Origin of the sequence: Mucilaginibacter boryungensis (assembly GCF_015221995.1) — a bacterium.
GTDB lineage: Bacteria > Bacteroidota > Bacteroidia > Sphingobacteriales > Sphingobacteriaceae > Mucilaginibacter > Mucilaginibacter boryungensis.
In genome coordinates, this window is the sequence record NZ_JADFFM010000001.1 from 263,133 (window position 1) to 284,048 (window position 20,916).

The following is a 20,916-nucleotide window of genomic DNA, read 5'->3' on the forward strand; positions in this document are numbered from 1 at the left end:
TCATGCACTCATTCAAAAATTAAAAACGAAGTGACCACAGCAGAACAGTTAAATTCAGTTATTGATAAAGCCGAGCGCCTGATAGCGATATGCAACGCTTTGCAGGAGGAGAACGATTTGCTGAAACTGGAAAACCAGTCGCTGATGGTGGCCTTTAATGCCAGTAAAGAAAAGAGTAAAGAGCTGGATGAAAAGCTTCGTGTATTGAAGCTGGCTAAGTCGTTTTCAGAAACAAATGAAAAAACCCTTGACATAAAGCAAAAAATTAACGAATTTGTCCGGGAAATTGATAAGTGCATTGTGTTATTAAAAAAATAACGCATAAAGTGAACAAGCTCAAATGGGAGAAATCTCTATAAAAATAAATATTGCTGACAGGGTTTACCCTTTAAAGGTGAACATGGAGGAGGAAGAAATAATACGGAGGGCAGCTAAATTAATTAACGACCGCATAAAGGAATACCAGGAAAATTATGCGGTAAGGGATAAACAGGACCTGCTATCGATGTGTGTGTTGCATTACGCAACATCAACCATTAAGGCAGAGAAACGTGTAACGGTTGAAGATACAGCCGTAACCGAAAAAGTTTACCAGTTAGATAATTTGCTAACCGAATTTTTCTCGAAGTAATATAATCGTTCTTTAAATACAAGAGCAATAAAGATTTAACCGCAGTTAAATTTTTAGGTTTCACTATTAAAAACTTAACGCTTCAATATCAGCGGACAAGCAAAAAGGGTATGCGTAACTTCTATGTATTTTACGGTAACTCAAGTCCAATATCTGAGAAAAGAAGTTTTTCAATAATGATGCTTAAAATTTAGTTGCGGTTTTTTTATTTATAACCATACCATATACCACACCATACCAAATTATGACTACTGTACTATATATTATCATAGGCCTGCTGGCAGGTATCCCTACAGGGATCGTCATCGGCCGCTTCCTGCTAAGGAAGTTATTTAAAGACCAGGAGATAGCTGCTCAGAATAAAGTAAAAAAGATACTTAAGGAAGCTGAAAACGATGCGGAAATATTAAAAAAGAACCGCATGCTGGAAGCTAAAGAGCGGTTTTTACAGCTAAAATCGGAACACGAGCAGGAGATCAACAGCAAAAACAATGCGATGAACCAGCGCGAGAATGCGCTAAAGCAAAAAGAGCAATCGGTGAATCAACGGCTGGAAAACTTTAACCGCAAAGAAGCCGAGCTTGATAATGTGCGCAAGAACCTGGAAAGGCAAACCGAACTGGCTGTGAAAAAGCAGGAAGAAGTTGAAGCATTAAAAAACCAGCATGTACAGCAACTGGAAACTATTGCAGGCATAAGCGCCGAAGATGCTAAAAACCAATTGGTAGATAACCTGCGCGAAGAAGCACGTACCAAAGCCATGATGCAAATAAAAGACATTGTGGACGAGGCTAAACTTACAGCCACTAAAGAAGCTAAAAAGGTGGTTATCCAAACTATACAACGTACGGCTACCGAAAGCGCTATAGAGAATACGGTGTCAATTTTCAATATCGAGAACGATGAAATTAAAGGCCGTATCATCGGTCGCGAAGGACGTAACATCCGCGCGCTGGAAGCTGCCACCGGTATCGAGATTATTGTTGACGATACCCCCGAGGCTATCATCCTTTCGGGCTTCGACCCGGTTAGGCGCGAGATTGCCCGTTTGGCCATGCACCGTTTAGTAACCGACGGTCGTATCCACCCGGCACGTATTGAAGAGATCGTAGCTAAAACTAAAAAGCAGATAGAAGAAGAGATAGTAGAGATAGGTGAGCGTACCGTAATTGACCTGGGTATCCATGGCCTGCACCCTGAACTGATCAGGATGGTAGGGCGTATGCGTTACCGTTCGTCGTACGGGCAAAACCTGTTGCAGCACTCGCGCGAGGTGGCCAACTTCTGCGCTACCATGGCGGCTGAATTAGGCTTGAATGTGAAAATGGCTAAACGTGCCGGCTTACTGCACGATATCGGTAAAGTGCCTGATGATAACCCCGAACTGCCTCACGCTATTTTGGGTATGCAACTGGCCGAAAAATATAAAGAGCACCCGGAAGTGTGCAACGCCATTGGCGCCCACCACGACGAGATTGAAATGACCAGCATGATATCGCCGATTATCCAGGCTTGCGATGCTATTTCAGGTGCGCGCCCAGGTGCACGCCGCGAGGTGGTAGAAAGCTATATTAAGCGTTTGAAAGAGCTGGAAGAGCTGGCCATGAGTTATCCTGGTGTGGAGAAAACTTTTGCTATACAGGCCGGGCGCGAGCTGCGCGTGGTGGTAGAAAGCGAAAAGATAAGCGATGCCCAGTCTGAAGTGCTGGCTGCCGATATATCAAACCGCATCCAAACCGAAATGACTTATCCGGGCCAGATCAAGGTAACCGTGATCAGGGAAACCCGTTCGGTAGCGTTTGCGAAGTAAGGTTCATAAAAATTATTCAAGCCCTCGCCGAAAGGTTGAGGGCTTTTTTGTTTACGTAACCCTGCTATTTTCGAAAACGTTATCAGGCCGCAGTTAAAATGCCCTTTTATTTATTATTAAAAATGCGCGTTTTCCGGCAGCAGCCCGTAAAAAGGTTTCAAACCACCCAGGTCAATCACCATTCTATCAATGATTACGCCTGGGTCAATCATATAAACATGCAGTACATGTTTGCCCGCCGGCAGCGATGGCAATTTAGCTGATCGTACAGCTGAATTGCTCAACACATTTTGCTTCCACTCTTCGCTACGGCCTATGGTTTTAAAATTCAGTACGGTAGCCGGGCCCTCGTCTATACTAACTGCGTAACGCATTTCGAAATTCTTGTTTAACGGATAGGTGGGGATGGTATAAATTTTAACCTCGGCAGGTGCGGAATTAAACGTTAGGAAGTTATAGGATAACGCCGCTTGCTTTTTAATGGCTGCGTCCGTCATGTCACTTTTCACTACCGGGTTAAAGCCTAAAGGCAGCGCCTCCATGGCTTGTTCTGTACGCCCGAGACCATCCACTGCCGACCATTCGCTATCACCGTTTTTCACGTTAGCCTGATAGTTTTTGGCGTAGATAGATACATACCCATCTGCTTCAACAAAGCCTTGGTAGTGCGCTGGTACCTGATTGTTCGCTGCTTTCAACGTTAGCGTATATGCACTGTTTCCGCTTTGTACAATGATGCTGCCAGCGGCACTTTTTCCTGCCGGCAACTGCGACCAATTAATATCTACCCATAAGCGTGCTTGGTTCCCCCGGGACGAAAGTTTACCCGATGATTGCGATAACTTTATCCAACCGGCCGAACTTTTAACCGTGTAAGTAAGGGCGGTATCGCGGGTTAAAAATATATCAACAAAATGCCTGTTATTTCCTGATCTATTAAACTGAGGTAAGGTTAATGCCTCGCCACCCTCTGGTGATACCAACCAGGCTTCAGGGTGTTTAGTTATTTCATAGGTTAGTTCAGGTGCTTTAAAAACGGGCAGGTCACGCGGTTGCATAGACATAATGTGCGACCACTTGCCAGCCGCCAATTTATTATTGTAATAATCAGTCGCTTCAATAATCCGCTGATATGCTGCTTTGCTTAATGAATCGTAATTTCTGGCTGTTAAACGCCCTTGGCGGGCATACAAATAGGCCTTATCACGATATAAAAACTTCTTATTCATTAACGATGCTGCTGTTACCGGGTAATAAACCAACTGATAAAAGCAATCCTGTTTACCTGGGTTAACAGCCAATTGTAGTTTTTTAACCGATTGCTCCAAATTATCGTAAGCATCAATCCGCTGCTGTGCTTGGTCGCCATAATTAAAATGGTTATAAGCGGTAAGTTTGGGTTGGGTAGTCGGTTCTGTTTGGCTCCAGCCCATAAACTCGGGTTTACGTTCAAAAGCCAACTGGTAATATTGTTCAATCACATCAGCAATTGGGGTTGCATATTTATCGCCCAAATTTGCGCTTACCCAATTCTTTAAATGCGGTTTTAAATAAGCGCTGTTATAAAATGGTTTCACTTGGTAAGCCATATCCATAAAAAACTGGATATTGTATTCGGCAGGTTTAATATCGCCCACATTTAGCACCCAAATGTTGCGGGCATCCATATCATAGGCTTTGGTCATTTCCTCGCGCATTAATCCCGGACTGGTACTACACAACCAAATATAATCGTGTGGACGCCCCCAGTACGATGTATGATAATAGACGCCCGATCCGCCTTTTCGCCCGGCTTCCTGCTGATCATCCAGGCGCTGGATATAACCATAATTATCATCGGGCCAAACAAGGGTAATATCATCGGGGACTTTCAAACCGGCATCATAAACATCCAATACTTCCTTATAAATGGTGAAAGCCTGGGGTACTTTATTAATATAGGGGTTGACGTACTTCTTCAGTATATCACGTTGGTCGGCAAATATGCGTTCCAGCAGGGGCACAGTTTCCTTTATTGTTTTCACCCCTTCAATCCCGCTGTCGTGTACACCCCGCATCCCCATACTGTAAATCACATTATTACTCCGGCTTTCCTTCACCCGGGATTCCCAATAACTGCTTACTTTTTGCTTATTGGTGATATAGTTGAAAGGGCCCATGGTCTTCTCGTCCCATTCGCTCACATTGTTGCGCAACATGGGTTCCGCGTGCGATGAACCCACTACAATCTGATAATCTTCGGCCACTTTAATATTGCCGGGATAATGGAAAAAAGCTTTGGTGCTGGGGTGCATGGCCGGCCATATCAAGTTGGCTTTAAGGCGCAGCAACAGCTCAAACACCTTGGCGTAAGTTTTAGGGCCTATATCGCCGGTTTCGGGTTCAAATGTTTTGGCGGCCCAGGGTTGCAGCCCCCAATCCTCATCATTAATAAATATCCCACGGTACTTTACCGATGGGGTTTGCGAAGTATAATTTGTTATATCTAAATTAAGAATCGCTTTATGTTCAGGCGTGGCATCGGCCCACCAGTACCAGGCGGTAACACCAATACGTGCCGAAATATCGAAAACCCCATAAGCCGTCCCCCGGTCATCACTGCCGGTAATCACCAATGCGTTATCAATATTTTTATATGGATGCGCTATCACTTTCAAACTATAACATTCCCATTTGCCGTTAAGCTGATCGAAATATTTATCATTAAGAGCAGCAACGAGTTTAGATTGACTGGTGCCGATGATGATCACATTGCCACCGGCTTTGGAAACATCGGTATATACTTTAGGCAAATAGCCGGAAACGCGCTGGATATCCTGTGCCAATAAATTTGCTGCGATGGAATCCAGCTTATGATCGCCCGCATCGTAGACTATAGCTACTTTAGTTTGCGGGGTGACCATTGGGAATGGCATTGCGCCCGCGTTTGTAAAAATAACGCTAAACAAGGCAATCATCCCGATAAAAATTTTGGATAACCCAAGGCTATAGGGTACGTTTGTTATGCGCATTTGGTAGAAATAAATGTCAGGAATACAGGTTTATAAAACGATTAAAAGTATAAAAAAATAGCTATGAAAACGATAAAGGTAGGATGGATCGGGATAGGGAATATGGGTGTGCCGATGGTAAAGAATCTGGTAAAGGCTGGATTTAATGTTACTGTGTATAACCGGACTATAGAAAAAGCCTTTGCCCTGCAGACGGAGGTAGGCGTTAGTGTTGCCCATAGTCCGGCTGAATTGGTTGCCGGTAACGATTTTATCATCACCATGTTAGCTGACGATGCCGCGCTTACCGAAGTTTACACGGGTACCGATGGTATTTTATCAGGTCAACCTACTGCTGGCTTGTTAGCTATTGATATGAGCACCGTATCGCCTGAAACTACCAGGAGGCTTGCAGGCTTGTGTGCCGAAAAGGGAATCGGTTATATGGATGCGCCTGTATCGGGCAGTGTAAAACCAGCCGAAGATGCACAACTTATTATTATGACAGGCGGTAAACAGGCCGATTTTGATAAAGCCCAGCCATTGTTTAACGCCATGGGTAAACTATCGTTATTACTGGGCGATAATGGTGCGGGCAACAATGCTAAACTGGCTATAAATTTGTTCCTGGCTATTACTATACAGGGTTTCAGCGAGTCGATTTTATTCGCGCAGCAAAATGGGATCAGCACTCAGCAATTTTTGGATATTGTTAACAATGGAGCGGCGGGCAGCGAAATCACCAAACTAAAATCTGCCGCAATTTTGGCTGATAATTTTAAAGCCGCGTTCGCGCTGAAACACCTGGCCAAAGACCTGCGACTGGCCGAGGGGCAGGGAATGCATCTACCGGCTGGTAAGGCAGTAGCAGCCAGTTACAAGGCGGCTAATGATAACCTGGGGGATGAGGATATGATAGCCATTATTAAACATCTGCAAAACAAATAGTAAAACCGGCACCCCATTATGACACCGTTAACCCCATTCCACATTGCCATACCGGCATACGACCTTGAAGAAGCCCGTAAGTTTTACCGCGAAGTATTAGGTTGCAGCGAGGGCCGCAGCGATACGCATTGGACGGATTTCAATCTTTACGGCCATCAACTGGTGGTGCATTATAAACCGCGCCCGGCAAATGCACCGGTACATCACCACAACCCGGTTGATGGACATGATGTGCCTATACCGCACTATGGGGTTGTACTGACCTGGGAGTTATGGCACGAACTGGAAGCGAAACTGAAAGCGTTGAACATGCATTTTATTATTGAACCCGGCATACGCTTTCAAGGCAAACCTGGCGAACAGGCCACCATGTTCTTCCTCGACCCTTCGGGCAATGCGCTGGAGTTTAAAGCATTTAAGGATATGGGACAATTGTTTGCGAAGTAATGCGATAGTAAACCAACAGTTTTATGGCTAAAAAACATTTACCCCGGCATATTACCGGAACTATCGGTTAGCCTAAAAGTGTACGTTTGATTCCCATTTCCAAACCGCGCAACTCAGCCAAACCCTTCAAACGGCCAATTACAGAATAACCGGGATAGGTATTGTAATTTATATCATCCAGCAGCTTATGTCCATGATCGGGGCGCATTGGAATGGCAATATCCGTGCGACCAGCATCAGCGCGTTTTTGCTGTTCGAGTATCACATTTTTCATTACCGCGTACATATCGGTGCTGCCGGTCAGGTGGTCATCTTCATAAAAGCTGCCGTCAGCCTCGCGGCGCACATTACGCAGGTGCAGGAAATGGATATGCTGGCCTAGGCGCTCAACAATACCCGGCAAATCATTATCGGCCCGCGCCCCTAATGATCCGGTGCAGAAAGTTAAGCCATTGCTGGGCGATGGGCAGGCATCGACAATATCTTTCAAATCCTGTTCGGTTGATACCACGCGCGGCAAGCCAAGTATTGGGAACGGCGGATCATCCGGATGGATACACATTTTTATGCCAGCCTGCTCGGCATAAGGCACAATAGCCCGCAGGAAATAAGCCAGGTTGGCTTTCAGCGCAGCGGCATCGGTATCAGCATATTTTTGCAGGTGCCCACGAAATTCCTCTACCGTAAATACCTCGTCGGTGCCGGGTAAGCCCGCCATGATGGTATTGATGATATAGGTTTTTTCTTCGTGCCTAAGGCTATCCAAATACTGTTTGGCTATTTGCTGCTGTATTGGGGTAAAATCCAGGTAAGCGCCCTCGCGCTCTAAAATATACAAGTCGAAAGCAGCGACTGCAGGTGCGTAATAGCGAAGCGCCGAAGCGTTATTATCTAAACGGAAATCCAGGTTGGTACGTGTCCAGTCTAACACAGGCATAAAGTTGTAGCACACGGTTTTTAAGCCCGCAGCGCCCAGGTTTTTTAACGATGTGATATATCTATCAATGTATTCATCGCGTTCAGCGGAGGCTGTCTTTATGCTTTCGTGAATGTTCACACTTTCCACTACCGACCATTTTAAACCAGCCTGTTCTATAACATTTTTTCTTTTACTGATCTCATCAGTGCTCCATGCATCGCCTGCAGGGATGTGGTGTAAAGCGGTTACAATACCGGTAGCGCCGGTTTGCCTTATAGCTGCTAATGTTACCGGGTCAGTTGGGCCAAACCATCTAAAGGTTTGTTCTAAATTATCAATCATTTGCGGGTAGAAATTTTGGCAATATTACTTATATCCTATCATAATCCGGTACTACAAATGTTTCAATTAACCTGCCTATTGGTACAATCATCATGTTCATCATATTTGCCCTGCAAGTTGCCACGCTCCAATCAAAATATAAAGAAAAAGCCGCCCGGTTATCGGGTGGCTTCCTTATAGGTCTAATCGTTATCAACCCTGAGGTTTTTCCGGCCCTTTACCAATCAAATCCATAAACTGATCCAGCTTAGGGGTGATGATAATTTGTGTACGCCTGTTTTTACTTTTACCGGCATCGGTGCTATTATCGGCAATAGGGTTATACTCGCCACGGCCGCCTGCGGTTAAACGTTTGGGGTCGACATTGTAGTTGTTTTGTAATGCCTGCACTACAGATGAAGCACGCAGAGCGCTCAGGTCCCAGTTATTCCGGATGTTAGTCTGTTTAATCGGCACATTGTCAGTATTACCTTCAATCAGCACATCGTAACCTGAATAGTCGGTAATGATCTTAGCTATTTTACTTAGTGTAGCACCGGCTTTGTCTGATATTTCATAACTGCCCGATTTGTACAGCATATTATCCGATAAGGAAATATACACTACCCCCTTCAATACCTGTATATCCACATCTTTCATTTCCTCACGACTCAATGATCGGGTAAGGTTATTGGTCAGCACCATATTCAGCGAGTCGCTCTTATTTTTAGCTTCTATCAGGTGCTTAATATATTTGTTAGAGGCATTTATCTCGTCGGCCAGTTTTGAAATATTGATACCGCCCTGGTTGTTACCTGCCAAACATTTGTTCAGCGCGTCTTTCAATTGTGCCGAATTTGAACGCTCGGCAGCTATTTGCTCTTCCAAACTTTTTACACGGGTGGTTGCCCCGGTAAGCGCCTGCTGGCTGGTTTGGTATTTTACATTCAAATCCCGGGTATCATTCTGCAATTGGTTATAATTGCTTTGCAATTCGGTGTATTTTTTCTTACTAACACAGCTGGGCGCTGCCATTGCCGCTATCAGGAATAATCCTATCCATATGTAGTTTTTCATAGTGTAACGTTTATAAACGATCATTATGCATTTAATGATCAATCATCACAAAAACAAACTACGTATAGTAAAGTTTACAATTTTTATAAAAAGGTATGCTTATAAGCCTAAATATATATACCCCCTGCATGTTAATGCCCCGGCACCCACCTGAAACTTTTTATCATTACATCCACATCTTTCTTTACAAAATCCAGCACTGGTTTAAGGGAATCGACACGCGGCTCGCTATTAAAATATAATGCTCCGCGGATATAGTTCCGGGTGCTATCGGTTAAGTAAAATTGTGCAGATGATGCTACGTTGTTACCGTCAATAGTATAATAAATGCCGTATACCTTATAAAACGGATTGGTAATAACGCCCTGGTCAATTGCGGTGGCTTTAACCGTGTGTTTGGATGCCAGTTTGTAGCTGTCCTCGGTCAGCATATCAAATTTCTTTTTCGATGTGATGGCTTCGTAGCTTAAATGCAATGTGCCTTTAAATTGCGGGAACTGCATATTTAACCAGCAGGGTTTGGCGCCGGGTTTCAAATCGGGCTCAATTTTGGCGTATGTTGGATACTTGAATGTAAAGGGGCAGCCATCATTATAGTCCTGATATTCTTTTTTAGGTAATATAATACGGAAATAACCCCGCGGTTTTGGCGAATAATCGTGCCCGCCGCCGCAAGCGCACAGAAGACTAACCAACACTATACAAAGCAGCCCCCTCATTGCGCTACCTGGGTTGAGTTCCATATCTCCCACGATTTTTCGGCCTGTAACACCAGCATTTCAAAGCCATTTTTGGTGGCAGCCCCTTTATCAAAGCCCTGCTTTAAAAACAGGGTTTGTTCGGGGTTATAGATCAGGTCGTATAACAAATGCTGGTCAGTAATATATTCATAAGGAATAGGCGGGCATTCATCTACATTGGGCGATGTACCCAATGGTGTGGTATTAATAATAACGGTATGCTCCTCTATGATCCTTTTGTTTAGATCTTTAAACAGAATGTTCTCCCGGCCCGGCCTGCGGGTAACCAGCTGGTATTCAATACCCAGTTTATCCAGCACGCATTTAACAGCCCTGGCCGCACCGCCGTCGCCTAAAAGCAAAGCTTTGGTATGATGTTTTTTTAATAACGGTTTTAACGAGTGTTCGAAGCCATAAACATCTGTATTAAAACCTTCCAGTTTAAAATCATGATCTTGTATGCCTACCTCGCCTGAAAAGGCCGCCAATACGGGGCTTTCAGCTGAAATGCGGATGCAATTAACGGCGCCCACCTGCCGTGCTTCTTCACTTATCCAGTCCATGTAACGCACAATGCCAATTTTATGTGGTACGGTAACATTTAATCCGCACAGCCTGGTGTTGGCGCGTAACAGTTCGGGGAAATCGCTAAGGTTTTTCAACTCAAAAAGCTCGTATACATGGTCGGATATATGCTCCTTTTCAAATTTCTCAATAAAATATTTACGCGAAAACGAATGCGAAAGCGGATAGCCAATTAGCCCGTAATGTTTCATGCTGTAATAATAACAAAAACAAAGAAACGGTTTAAAAAAGAAATTCAGATAAGGATTATTTAACGCGGTAGATATAATGATATAAAAGTACTTGGTTATCTTTACGGCATCTACCTATTTACTTATGAATACCCTTAAATCATTGCTGTTTATATTTCTATTGGTGCTGTCCGGCCTGGCTATGGCCCAAACCGGCGCTATAAAAGGGACAATTATTGATGAACAAAGTAAACAGCCAATTGAATATGCGAGTATAGCCTTACTAAAAAGTTCAGATTCATCGTTGGTAAGCGGTATTGTCTCTAAAAGCAACGGCGCATTTGAATTCAGCAAACTATCATCGGGAAAATATTTGCTTAGGGCAGCATTTGTCGGCTATCATAATAAATACTCAACCATTATTAATGTTAATGCAGGCGTAGCCGATGCGGGTATAATTTCCCTGTCGCCAAGTCAGCAAATGTTAAATGAGGTGGCAGTAAAGGGTACGCAAATAAACGCCTTAAATAAGGTTGATAAACAAAGCTACAAGGCAGGGCAATTCGAGCTGGCTAAAGGCGGCTCGGCTATAGATGTAGTAAAGAACCTGCCATCGGTGGCCGTAACCGGCGAGGGCGAGATCAGTGTACGGGGCTCGGCGGGGTTTATGGTGCGTATAAATGGAAAGCCTGTGTTAACCGATGCGCAAACCGTTTTAAGCCAAATGCCGGCCAATGCCGTAGCCAATATTGAATTGATTACTGCGCCATCCGCTAAGTATGACCCGGACGGCCGCGGAGGGATCATTAATATTATTACCAAAAAAGGTGTAAACGATGGTTTTACCATCGCAGCCAACGCACAGGGAGGGCTACCCAGCACTACCGACTATGGGAATACCCGTAAACCACAACGGTATGGTGCAGATATGACACTTAATTACCGTAAAGACAAGTGGGATGTTTCTGTTGGTGGCAACTATACCCGTAACGATAATGCCGGTTACCGCGAAGGGGATGCCTATACCAAAAATTTCGTTAGCAATACTATTACCCGCTTTCCATCTACCGGTGAAAGAAGCTTTAAGAAATATAACTATTCAGGCCGCACCACCATTAATTATATGGCCGATGCGGCTAATTCCTTTTCGGCCGGGTTGTTTGTTGGGAGCCGCTTTCAGGACCGTGTGGCCGATTTGCTGTACCATAACACCACATCAAACCTGGCAACTAATGCGCCGGTTAAAAGTACAACCTACTTTAATTCGAACCTGCAAACTAAACAGGGTAATTTCTTTTTAGCCAATTTTGATTATACGCGTACCTTCCAAAATAAATCGACCCTGGTTGCCGGAATGGTTTATGAACATGCCGATCTGTATGGCAATACAAAGAACCGCAACTTAAAATACCCTAACACAAAAGATACCATCCAATATGTATACAACCCATATAAACGGCCTATAAACGGTTACCGGTTTAAGCTTGATCATAGCCTGCCCATAGGCAAAGGGAAACTGGAAAGTGGTTATCAGTTGCGTTACGATACGCAGGACGGTCAATTTGATTACCTGGTTACCCCGCCAACCGCCCAGCCCAATGCTGCTAAATTTACCGGCAGCCTGCATGCTAAAAATATGATCAACTCGGTTTATACGCAATATTCCGGCAAGGCCGCAAAACTGGAATATAGCGGAGGGTTGCGCTATGAATATGCTACACGTACTGTAAATATTTCCTATGATCAGAAACCACACCAGTTGGATTTATCCAACCTATTCCCTTCAGCTAATTTATTATACAGTTTAAATGAAGGCTGGAAAATGAAAGCAGGCTACAGCAAACGTATTAACCGGACAACAAACCTGGAATTGAACCCGATACCTGAACGGGAGCACTCGGAAACGCTGGAAGAAGGCGACCCCGACCTGTTGCCTGAATTTATTGACCTGGCCGAACTGGGGACCATACACAATTTTAAACAAGGCTCTTTTTTTACCACGCTTTATTATCAGCATATAAAAAACCCTATACAGCGCCTTAATAGTGTTTATGCTGATACCATACTTAACAGGGTTTACACTAATGCGGGAAGCGCCCGTTTGTTTGGGTTAGAAGTTGGGACTAACCTGCAACCAGTTAAATGGTGGAGTTTTTATTTGGGCGCCAACTTATATAATTATAAAATTAACGGCGATATTAATATCCTGGGGGTTGCTACCAACGTATACAATAGGGCTTGGGCTTACAGCATTAACTCTAACTCCAATTTTCAGCTAAGTAAAACGCTTAGCCTGCAGGCAAATATAAATTACCTGTCTAAACGGCCCACCGCCCAGGGCGAAGATTCCCAGTTTTTTGTGCCCGGCACGTCGGTTAAAAAAACGTTTATGAATGGCCGCTTATCGGCGGGGTTGCAATGGCAGAATATGGGCTTTTTTAGTGCCAATAAGCAGCGCATCACAACATCGGGCAGGGATTTTTATACCACCACCAATTATATTTATGAAACTGATGTATTCCTGGTAAACTTTTCCTTCAACCTTAATAAATTTACCGGGAAGCTTAAGTTGCCTAACAGTGAAATTGGCGATAAGGAATTTTAAAAACTTACCACACCCTGCAAAGTAAGCCCTTTAAATATTCTCCTTCGGGGAAGGATGACCTTACGGGATGATCTTCGGGCTGGCAAAACTGGTGGATAAATTGTACCTGCTTACCGGCATCCAGGGCCGCCCAGGCCAATACCTGTTTAAAAGTTTCCATATCCATAGCACCCGAACAGGAGTATGTGGCCAGCAAACCGCCCTTGTTTAGCAGCAGCATAGCTAAGCGGTTAAGGTCTTTATAAGCGCGGGATGCCCTGTCTAACGCCGAACGTGATGGCGCATATTTGGGCGGATCGAGCACAATGACATCAAATTTAGCGCCCTCATCACGAAACTTCCTCAATTGGCTGTTCACATCCGATTTTATAGCGGTGTGCTTAGTGGCATCCAGCTTGTTTAGCTTGATGTTATCATTGAAAGTTTCTATTGCCAGGGCCGAACTATCTACGCTGGTTACTGCCGCGGCACCTTGTTTAAGGCTGTTTAATGTAAAGCCGCCGGTATAGCAAAAGCAATCCAGTACGGTTTTACCATCTACATATCCGGCCAGTACACGGCGATTATCGCGCTGATCGCAATAGAACCCTGATTTTTGCCCTTCAGCGATATTGATACCGTAAATGATACCGTTTTCTTTTACCTCCACAATTTCGGGGGGCGGATTGCCCGCTAACACACCGAATGATTCGCCCAGACCTTCATGCGTACGGGACGAAGTATCGCTTTTATCAAATATGCCTTTAGGTTTTAGTAGCTTTTGCAGTTCATCAATTATTAGGGGCATAACCTGTTCAATACCCGATGTTAGTATCTGCACCGAAAGGTAATCGGCATATTTATCTACGATCAGGCCGGGCAGGTAATCGGCTTCACTGAAGATCAACCGGCAGGTGTTAGTGTTTTTGCCGGCCAATAAATGCGCGCGGCTTTCCACTGCCTGTGCTACACGGGCGCTAAACCAGTCCTTATTTATGGTAACGCTCTCATCCCATTCCAGCAACCGTACGGCTACACGCGATTGATCGTTATAAAAGCCATAGGCCAGGAAAACACCCTTTGCATCGGTTAAACGTACAACCTCGCCGTTGGAAGGCTTGCCTTTAACCTTTTCTATCGCGCCCGAAAATACCCAGGGATGGCGCTGCAGCACTGCTTTCTCTTTACCTTTCTTTAATAAAACGTCAATCATGATGCAAAGGTAATAGAAAAGGCCTATTCAATTGTTCCCGCTTTGGCCTTTAATATATTCTTGCATCACTGACCTCAAATTGTTAAACTTGCAATTCAACATACCTCACTGAACAAATGAAACAAGCTTGCTATTTATATCTGGGCATTTTGGTTTTGGCATTGGCAACAGCATGTTCGCCCAAGGGCCCATATGCAATTACCAACAAGTATTACACCCATCAAACCGATAGTTTTGCGCGTGTCATTAAATCAGAAGCGCCACCTTTACTGGTTGATAGCACCGGGGCGCAAATCCCTTCTAACTGGGTGGGGACGGTAAACTTTGGGATACGGAAACCTAACTATGTAATTATCCATTACACTGCCGAGGATAGCCTTAAACAAACCATCCATACATTTACGGTGAAGCATACCCAGGTAAGCGCGCATTATGTGGTTGGCAAAACAGGCCAGGTAGTACACATGGTGAACGATTACCTGCGCGCCAACCAGGCAGGTATAGGGAAATGGGGCAGCATTACCGATATGAATAGTTGCTCGATAGGTATTGAAATTGACAATAACGGGCACGAGCCTTACCCCCCGGCTCAAATTAATAGCCTGTTAGCGCTGCTGGCCAAACTAAAGAAAGATTATAGCATTCCAACGGCCAATTTTATCGGTCATCAAGACTGGGCGCCTAAACGTAAACCCGACCCGGGGCCGCTATTCCCGTGGAAATTAATGGCAGCCCATGGCTTCAGCTATTGGAGCGATGATTTACTGGAAGCAGCCCCTGATAATTACGATTATATTACAGCATTACGGCTGATTGGGTATGATACCAGCAAGCCTAAAGATGCCATTGTTGCCTTTAAGCGCCACTTTGTACAAAAGGATATTACCCCAACAATGACACAGTTTGATCTGAATGTACTTTATAATTTGAGTAAAAAGTATTAAGAAGCAAAAGGCTAAACCTGCCAGGGAAAGAAAATATACTATTGATAGAATAGTTATCTCTACGGTACAGCAATCCTGCGGAAGAATAAAAAGATTATTGCCGTACGAATGCTATACTGATCGAATCGGGGTAAAGCAAATTCAGGTTGTGGTCATCAACTTTTAACACCACAAATTTGGTGAAAGGCTGGTTACCTTCGAACGAAGTATAAATAGTATCGCCTTTCATAAAATAATCTTCAGTTACGGGCGTACCGGTATCCTCGGTAAATTTATCTGATGATATTTTTAATCGGGTGCTGCCATCTTTTGATTTCCACTCACCTTTCAATTTGTTTTTGGCCGAGTGTGAGCACGAACCGATAAATAGCATAACTGCCGATGCCAGGTGGATGAATATAAGGATGAATGTTTTCATAATATGATTTAGTTAACAGTCGCCCGGCAGCGAGCGACTGTTGTTTAGATATGTTATTTTGCTTAAGGTTTATCTACCAGCTGAGATTTTTTCAAATAAACCCTGTGGCCTTTTTTGTTAATGTAATAATATTGCGAGTGGTCATTAATGTAAACAGTTTGTCCACCAGGTGCTACTTTGCCGTCGTATTTTTTATCTGCAACAGCGGCAGCGCCCTTGGCAGCAACCTCAGATGTTTTATGACCGACTTTTTTAGCCGCCTCAGAGGTTTCGTTGCCTACTTTTTTGGCTGTTTTGCTTATTTTGTGTCCTAAAGTAGAATCTTTATGGGTTGTTTGTGCGTTTGCCTGGCCTGCCACATACAAGCTTGCCGCAAACAAAACCACTTTAAACATAGTTTTCATAACAATTATAATTTAGTTAATCCTGTGTACGATATAACTAACTCAATTGTTCTGCCAAACTTTTCATTTCAAATAATGGAGAGCGTTTTTGATATAAAATTGCGTAAACAGCATCGCAGATGGGCATAAAAACTTTATACTGCTTGTTTACCTGGTAAAGGCAGTTAACGGCATAATAACCCTCGGCCACCATATTCATTTCTAACTGGGCCGATGTTACGGTGTACCCTTTGCCTATCATATTACCAAAGGTGCGGTTACGGCTAAACTGGGAGTAAGCGGTAACCATCAGATCGCCCAGGTAGGCAGATTCCTTAATGTCGCGGTCGATAGGGTGTACTGCCTCTACAAAGCGTTCCATTTCGCGTATGGCGTTTGATATCAGTACAGCCTGGAAGTTATCGCCATAGCCCAAACCATGGCAAATACCGCTGGCCACCGCATAAATATTTTTTAGTACAGCCCCATATTCGGTACCATAAATATCATCAGATACAATGGTTTTAATGTAGCGGGTACTGATCATGCCGGCAAAGCGCGCTGCCAATTCGGTATCGTGCGATGCGATGGTGAGGTACGATAGCTTTTCCAGCGCCACTTCCTCGGCGTGGCACGGTCCGCTAATCACCAACAAATTATTAAAATCTACACCATAGCGTTGGTTCAAAAACTCGCCGATGATCAGGTTCTCATCGGGCACAATACCTTTTATGGCCGAAATGATCTTTTTACCCTGCAGGTCCTGCGGTGTTATACCATCCAGCGCATTTTTTAAAAAGGCTGCAGGTACATTCAATAAAATAAACTCAGCCTGGCTGATTAATTCTTTCAGATTGGTACTGATATGCTGGGGGGGCACATTGATCTCAACAGAACTTAAATAGTGGGGGTTATGTTTGAATTTTATAATATGGTCCACCGCCTCCTGGTTACGCATCCACCAAAAAATTTCCTTTGGCGATGTATTATCGGCCAGCATTTTAATATTAGCGGTAGCCCAACTACCCCCACCTATAACAGCTATGGAGTTTTTATTCATTCAGCCCCCCGACCCCCTAAAGGGGGAGTACGTTAGGACAACAAAATTAATAAACTTATCCGTGAATAATCCGCTTAACCGAAAAGAGGCGTCACAATGGACGCCTCTTTTACTTAATCTTATTCCCTCCTTCAGGGGTTAGGGCTTTTACTTTTTCGTATCGGCGGAAAATAGTTTGCTCTTATCTACCTTTTCAACATCCATTTTATCTTTCAATGTTTTAGAGATCGCTTCAAACGGGGCCGAAACAATTTCATCGCCTGCTTTAATACCGCTTAATACTTGTATGTAAGTATCGTCCTGTATGCCTGTTTTAACTTCTACCTGTTTCACCTTGCCGGCTGAATACACAAACACATAGGTTTTTACATCGCTATTGGTTGTTTTTACCTTTTTATCATCGTCGGGTTTGGCTATAGCGCCGGGATCCTTTTTCTTATCGTCGCGGGTAGTTACTGATTGAATCGGTACCGACAGCGAAGTTGTTTTGTTGGTTTGGATATCGACAGTAGCTGTTAAACCCGGACGGAATGGAGATGGGTTTTTAGCCGATTTATTAATGATGTTGGCATACGATGCAGGGTCGATACGTACTTTAACCGTAAAATTGGTTACCTGGTCGGCGTTGGTACCCACTACATTGGCCGAACTGCCAATTTCGGTAACTACCCCATTAAACTTGCGGCCCAGAAAGGCATCCACTTCAATTTTTGATGAATCGCCAATTACTACACGGTTAATATCGTTTTCGTTCACATCCACGTTTACGTCCATCTGGCTTAGGTCGGATATGGTCATGATCTCAGTGCCGGCAAATTGTGCAGTACCCAGTACGCGCTCGCCTTTTTCAACCGAAAGTTTTGACACTACGCCATCCACGGGGGCATATATGCTGGTTTTTGCCAGATTATCCGATGCTTCCTTAACCGTCGCGGCAGATTGCGCCAAACCATAAGTTGACCCGGTTACATTTTGCTTGGCAGCTTCTAAGCTTGCCTTGGCGCTGGCGTAATCCGCGCGGGCTGCGTCAAATTCAGATGCGGTCAGTACTTTTTGATCGTACAATTCCTTGCTGCGTTTATATTTTGCCTGGGCGTTTTCAAACAAAGCTTTGGCCTGGTTCAGCATCTGTGCAGAGTTACCTACACTGGCTTTTTGGGTATTGTATGATGCCACAGCACGCTCGTAACCCGATTTCAAAATATCCGGACGGATACGTACCAATAGCTGGCCTTTTTTAACCACATCGCCCTCTTTAATAGGGAGTTCGACAATCTCGCCCGATACTTCCGAACTGATTTTTACTTCAACCTCGGGCTTAATTTTGCCGCTGGCCGATACGGTTTCATTAATGCTGCGTACTTCGGCTTTTTCGGTAGCAACCTGTGTGGTTTTAGGTTTGCCAATAATACCGGTCATTTTACCAATGATCAGTAATACGATCAGGCCGCCTACGCCGTAAATTACATATTTAGTAGTCTTTCCCATGGGGTGTGATTATAGTTTTTAAAATTATAGTATGATAGGGTTTCCTAAGTAATAATCGATCACTTTGCTACGAAACACCACCATGTATTGTGCCTGTATCATATCAAATTGCGATTTATTTAAGTTTGTTAATGATGTATTATAATCAAGTGAATTTACTAAACCTACATTGTAACGTTGCTGTATAACGTTAAAGGCATCTTTATTGGCCTGGTAGGTTTGCAGTGATGATTGATATTGTTTTTGTGATGCCTGCAAATCCCAAACTGCCTGATAAATGATTTTATTCAGGTTATTTTTTGCCAATTGTGCGGTAACCTCGGCATTTTGGTAAGTAATTTGGGCTTTACGAACGTTTGTACGTGTGTTAAAACGGGTAAAAATAGGGATTTGTAAGCTTACGCCTAAGGCCTGGTTAAAGTTATCGCTTAACTGATTAAAAAACTGATACTTGCTCCCGTTAAATAAGCGTGCATCCGAATAGTTTGTCCCTAACTGGCCAAATAACACCAACGACGGATAGTAAGCGCCTTTAGCTATTTTAATATTTTGCGCGCTTGCATTTTTCCTTATATCTGCCAGCAACACATCCGGGTTAACCCTAAGCGCAGAAGTAAATACCTCCTGCGGGTCGTAAGTGGTTTTTACATTAGTAAGCTTGCTAATATCCGGGCGCTCTACTTTAATATTGGTAGCCGGATCCATTTCCATATATTGTTTTAATGCCAATAACGATGATTCCAATTGATTCTCGGCATTTACCTGGTTTAATTCCGCAGTGGAAATTTGTGCTTTGGCTTGCGACAGATCTGCCTGTGTTAAATTACCTACTTTAAAACTTTTCTCAGTCCTGTCCATTGCCAGTTTGGAAATATCCATTTGCTGTTTGGCCGCTACTACAAGGTCCTGGTTGCTTAACACCTGCAAAAAGGTGGTCACAACATTTAAAACCAGGTCGTTTTTAACTTTAGCCGTGGCGCTTTTATCTGCATCCAATAAAATTTTATTCTCGATGATTTGATTTTTCAACTGGAAACCCTGGAATAAAGCTATCTGCGAACCTACGGTCGCTGAAAAGCCAAACACCCGCTGGTTAACAAACTGGTTGGTTGAAAAGTCGATATTGCGGCCAAAATTAACCGTTGGCGATGTACTGGCAGATAAATTAGGTAAGCGGTTATTTTTAGATTGATTAAGCGTTTCCTGATCAAAAGCCTCGTTAAATTGCGATTGCTTAACGGTTAGGTTGCGGGTTAAAGCCAAATCTACCGCTTTTTGAAGTGTAATTACTTCCTGGGCATTGGCCGTAAGGGCCACAACGCAGGTCAGCAATGCGCAAATACCGGTAGTTTTAAAGTTGAATAATAGTTTTTTCATATTTATTGTACTAACACGGAAGCTATATAGCCGCGTTATAAGTGTGATATTTAGTTGCGTTTAGCACTTTTTAATTTAATTTGCAGAATGTACCTGGTAAAAACGCCCTGGCTGCTTAAAAAGCTTTATCCTGCATTAACGTGGCATAAAAACAGGGATAACCGCTGTATTTATCTCACCTTTGACGACGGACCTATACCCATTGTTACACCATTTGTATTAAATATTTTAAAACAATACAATGCCCGCGCAACATTCTTTTGTATTGGCGACAATGTAAACAAGCATCCCGACATTTACAACACCTTATTAGCTGACGGCCACCGCGTTGGCAACCATACCTATAACCACTTGAAAGGCTGGAAGACGGATGATGAAACTTATACGGCTAATTTTTTAAAATGCGATGAGTTGCTGCACACCAATTTGTTCCGCCCGCCATATGGACGGATAAAGAGATCGCAGATACAAAGCTTGCGGAAAATCAACCCCGAATTAGAAATAATGATGTGGGATGTATTAAGCGGCGACTTTGACCAGCAGTTAACGCCCGAAGCCTGCTTGAAGAATGTAATAAAGCACACTGAAAATGGATCGGTAGTGGTGTTTCATGACAGTCTAAAAGCTTTCCCGCGGCTGGAATATGTTCTGCCACGAGCGCTGGGGTATTGGAGTGAACAGGGGTTTAGTTTTGAGGTGTTGTGAATCCCCGATCCGTACTGCGCTGAATCTCCACCAATGAAATGATGTCGGGGTGCGTCTATGATCACGAATTTTAACTTAATCTTCACCTCTATATGCCGATAACCCC

19 protein-coding genes are annotated in these 20,916 nt (G+C 43.8%); 8 read left to right on the forward strand and 11 right to left on the reverse strand.

The genetic code is table 11. The features are described from left to right. The first annotated feature begins 30 nt into the window (after positions 1–30). The 3 genes from IRJ18_RS01180 (at position 31) to rny (ending at position 2,441) form a co-directional block, all read left to right on the forward strand. Entirely contained in the window at positions 31–318 is a 288-nt protein-coding gene (locus IRJ18_RS01180; protein WP_194104374.1) for a hypothetical protein, read from the forward strand. A 22-nt stretch (positions 319–340) separates the two neighbouring features. Next, positions 341–631, forward strand: a complete 291-nt coding sequence (locus IRJ18_RS01185) for a cell division protein ZapA (RefSeq protein WP_194104375.1) — start codon at positions 341–343, stop codon at positions 629–631. Positions 632–875: 244 nt separating this feature from the next. Next, positions 876–2,441, forward strand: coding sequence for a ribonuclease Y (gene rny, locus IRJ18_RS01190; RefSeq protein WP_194104376.1), 1,566 nt, complete (start codon positions 876–878; stop codon positions 2,439–2,441). A gap of 116 nt (positions 2,442–2,557) precedes the next feature. Here rny and IRJ18_RS01195 read toward each other — a convergent pair whose 3' ends face one another. Beyond that, positions 2,558–5,452 carry a glycosyl hydrolase 115 family protein gene (locus tag IRJ18_RS01195; RefSeq protein WP_194104377.1) on the reverse strand — a complete coding sequence of 965 codons (2,895 nt, stop codon included), beginning with the start codon at positions 5,450–5,452 and terminating at the stop codon, positions 2,558–2,560. 63 nt (positions 5,453–5,515) lie between these two features. Here IRJ18_RS01195 and IRJ18_RS01200 point away from each other — a divergent pair, with 63 nt between their 5' ends. Together IRJ18_RS01200 and IRJ18_RS01205 are read left to right on the forward strand one after the other, a co-directional pair. Then, a complete protein-coding gene (locus IRJ18_RS01200) occupies positions 5,516–6,379 on the forward strand; it encodes an NAD(P)-dependent oxidoreductase (RefSeq protein WP_228072466.1) in 864 nt (287 codons plus the stop codon). Between the two features lie 18 nt (positions 6,380–6,397). After that, positions 6,398–6,826 carry a VOC family protein gene (locus IRJ18_RS01205; protein WP_194104378.1) on the forward strand — a complete coding sequence of 143 codons (429 nt, stop codon included), beginning with the start codon at positions 6,398–6,400 and terminating at the stop codon, positions 6,824–6,826. A 67-nt stretch (positions 6,827–6,893) separates the two neighbouring features. Here the strand turns inward: IRJ18_RS01205 and uxuA are convergent, their stop codons facing one another. The 4 genes from uxuA to IRJ18_RS01225 form a co-directional block, all read right to left on the reverse strand. Next, positions 6,894–8,087, reverse strand: a complete 1,194-nt coding sequence (uxuA, locus tag IRJ18_RS01210) for a mannonate dehydratase (RefSeq protein ID WP_194104379.1) — start codon at positions 8,085–8,087, stop codon at positions 6,894–6,896. A 192-nt stretch (positions 8,088–8,279) separates the two neighbouring features. Further along, positions 8,280–9,143 carry an OmpA/MotB family protein gene (locus IRJ18_RS01215; protein WP_194104380.1) on the reverse strand — a complete coding sequence of 288 codons (864 nt, stop codon included), beginning with the start codon at positions 9,141–9,143 and terminating at the stop codon, positions 8,280–8,282. Between the two features lie 131 nt (positions 9,144–9,274). Then, positions 9,275–9,886, reverse strand: coding sequence for a gliding motility lipoprotein GldD (gene gldD / locus IRJ18_RS01220; protein ID WP_228072467.1), 612 nt, complete (start codon positions 9,884–9,886; stop codon positions 9,275–9,277). After that, complete coding sequence (locus tag IRJ18_RS01225; protein ID WP_194104381.1) at positions 9,859–10,659, reverse strand: shikimate dehydrogenase family protein; 801 nt, start codon at positions 10,657–10,659, stop codon at positions 9,859–9,861. Before IRJ18_RS01225 ends, gldD begins: the two co-directional genes overlap by 28 nt. 124 nt (positions 10,660–10,783) lie before the next feature. Here IRJ18_RS01225 and IRJ18_RS01230 point away from each other — a divergent pair, with 124 nt between their 5' ends. Further along, positions 10,784–13,243 carry a TonB-dependent receptor domain-containing protein gene (locus IRJ18_RS01230; protein ID WP_194104382.1) on the forward strand — a complete coding sequence of 820 codons (2,460 nt, stop codon included), beginning with the start codon at positions 10,784–10,786 and terminating at the stop codon, positions 13,241–13,243. Positions 13,244–13,247: 4 nt separating this feature from the next. Here the strand turns inward: IRJ18_RS01230 and IRJ18_RS01235 are convergent, their stop codons facing one another. Further along, positions 13,248–14,435: a class I SAM-dependent rRNA methyltransferase gene (locus IRJ18_RS01235; RefSeq protein WP_194104383.1), complete on the reverse strand. Its 1,188-nt coding sequence runs from the start codon at positions 14,433–14,435 to the stop codon at positions 13,248–13,250. A gap of 116 nt (positions 14,436–14,551) precedes the next feature. Between IRJ18_RS01235 and IRJ18_RS01240 the strand changes: the two genes are divergently transcribed. Further along, positions 14,552–15,379 (forward strand): N-acetylmuramoyl-L-alanine amidase, encoded by an 828-nt coding sequence (locus IRJ18_RS01240; protein ID WP_194104384.1) that lies wholly within the window; start codon positions 14,552–14,554, stop codon positions 15,377–15,379. A gap of 94 nt (positions 15,380–15,473) precedes the next feature. Here the strand turns inward: IRJ18_RS01240 and IRJ18_RS01245 are convergent, their stop codons facing one another. The 5 genes from IRJ18_RS01245 to IRJ18_RS01265 all read right to left on the reverse strand — a co-directional run bounded on the left by IRJ18_RS01245 (position 15,474) and on the right by IRJ18_RS01265 (position 20,105). Continuing rightward, positions 15,474–15,797: a hypothetical protein gene (locus IRJ18_RS01245; RefSeq protein ID WP_194104385.1), complete on the reverse strand. Its 324-nt coding sequence runs from the start codon at positions 15,795–15,797 to the stop codon at positions 15,474–15,476. Positions 15,798–15,859: 62 nt separating this feature from the next. Beyond that, positions 15,860–16,201, reverse strand: a complete 342-nt coding sequence (locus IRJ18_RS01250; protein ID WP_194104386.1) for a hypothetical protein — start codon at positions 16,199–16,201, stop codon at positions 15,860–15,862. Positions 16,202–16,238: 37 nt separating this feature from the next. Next, entirely contained in the window at positions 16,239–17,240 is a 1,002-nt protein-coding gene (locus IRJ18_RS01255) for an NAD(P)H-dependent glycerol-3-phosphate dehydrogenase (protein WP_194104387.1), read from the reverse strand. Positions 17,241–17,387: 147 nt separating this feature from the next. Continuing rightward, complete coding sequence (locus tag IRJ18_RS01260; RefSeq protein WP_194104388.1) at positions 17,388–18,728, reverse strand: efflux RND transporter periplasmic adaptor subunit; 1,341 nt, start codon at positions 18,726–18,728, stop codon at positions 17,388–17,390. A gap of 24 nt (positions 18,729–18,752) precedes the next feature. After that, entirely contained in the window at positions 18,753–20,105 is a 1,353-nt protein-coding gene (locus IRJ18_RS01265; RefSeq protein ID WP_194104389.1) for a TolC family protein, read from the reverse strand. A gap of 87 nt (positions 20,106–20,192) precedes the next feature. On the opposite strand from IRJ18_RS01265, the gene IRJ18_RS01270 reads away from it, so the two are divergent. Beyond that, positions 20,193–20,810, forward strand: coding sequence for a polysaccharide deacetylase family protein (locus IRJ18_RS01270; protein ID WP_194104390.1), 618 nt, complete (start codon positions 20,193–20,195; stop codon positions 20,808–20,810). Positions 20,811–20,916 lie beyond the last annotated feature (106 nt).

Excerpts from the sequence above, each read along its gene's own strand:
- IRJ18_RS01185 (WP_194104375.1), top strand. The coding sequence starts at position 341 with ATGGGAGAAATCTCTATAAAAATAAATATTGCTGACAGGGTTTACCCT.
- rny (WP_194104376.1), top strand. The coding sequence starts at position 876 with ATGACTACTGTACTATATATTATCATAGGCCTGCTGGCAGGTATCCCT.
- IRJ18_RS01195 (WP_194104377.1), bottom strand. The coding sequence starts at position 5,452 with ATGCGCATAACAAACGTACCCTATAGCCTTGGGTTATCCAAAATTTTT.
- IRJ18_RS01200 (WP_228072466.1), top strand. The coding sequence starts at position 5,516 with ATGAAAACGATAAAGGTAGGATGGATCGGGATAGGGAATATGGGTGTG.
- IRJ18_RS01205 (WP_194104378.1), top strand. The coding sequence starts at position 6,398 with ATGACACCGTTAACCCCATTCCACATTGCCATACCGGCATACGACCTT.
- uxuA (WP_194104379.1), bottom strand. The coding sequence starts at position 8,087 with ATGATTGATAATTTAGAACAAACCTTTAGATGGTTTGGCCCAACTGAC.
- IRJ18_RS01215 (WP_194104380.1), bottom strand. The coding sequence starts at position 9,143 with ATGAAAAACTACATATGGATAGGATTATTCCTGATAGCGGCAATGGCA.
- gldD (WP_228072467.1), bottom strand. The coding sequence starts at position 9,886 with ATGGAACTCAACCCAGGTAGCGCAATGAGGGGGCTGCTTTGTATAGTG.
- IRJ18_RS01225 (WP_194104381.1), bottom strand. The coding sequence starts at position 10,659 with ATGAAACATTACGGGCTAATTGGCTATCCGCTTTCGCATTCGTTTTCG.
- IRJ18_RS01230 (WP_194104382.1), top strand. The coding sequence starts at position 10,784 with ATGAATACCCTTAAATCATTGCTGTTTATATTTCTATTGGTGCTGTCC.
- IRJ18_RS01235 (WP_194104383.1), bottom strand. The coding sequence starts at position 14,435 with ATGATTGACGTTTTATTAAAGAAAGGTAAAGAGAAAGCAGTGCTGCAG.
- IRJ18_RS01240 (WP_194104384.1), top strand. The coding sequence starts at position 14,552 with ATGAAACAAGCTTGCTATTTATATCTGGGCATTTTGGTTTTGGCATTG.
- IRJ18_RS01245 (WP_194104385.1), bottom strand. The coding sequence starts at position 15,797 with ATGAAAACATTCATCCTTATATTCATCCACCTGGCATCGGCAGTTATG.
- IRJ18_RS01250 (WP_194104386.1), bottom strand. The coding sequence starts at position 16,201 with ATGAAAACTATGTTTAAAGTGGTTTTGTTTGCGGCAAGCTTGTATGTG.
- IRJ18_RS01255 (WP_194104387.1), bottom strand. The coding sequence starts at position 17,240 with ATGAATAAAAACTCCATAGCTGTTATAGGTGGGGGTAGTTGGGCTACC.
- IRJ18_RS01260 (WP_194104388.1), bottom strand. The coding sequence starts at position 18,728 with ATGGGAAAGACTACTAAATATGTAATTTACGGCGTAGGCGGCCTGATC.
- IRJ18_RS01265 (WP_194104389.1), bottom strand. The coding sequence starts at position 20,105 with ATGAAAAAACTATTATTCAACTTTAAAACTACCGGTATTTGCGCATTG.
- IRJ18_RS01270 (WP_194104390.1), top strand. The coding sequence starts at position 20,193 with ATGTACCTGGTAAAAACGCCCTGGCTGCTTAAAAAGCTTTATCCTGCA.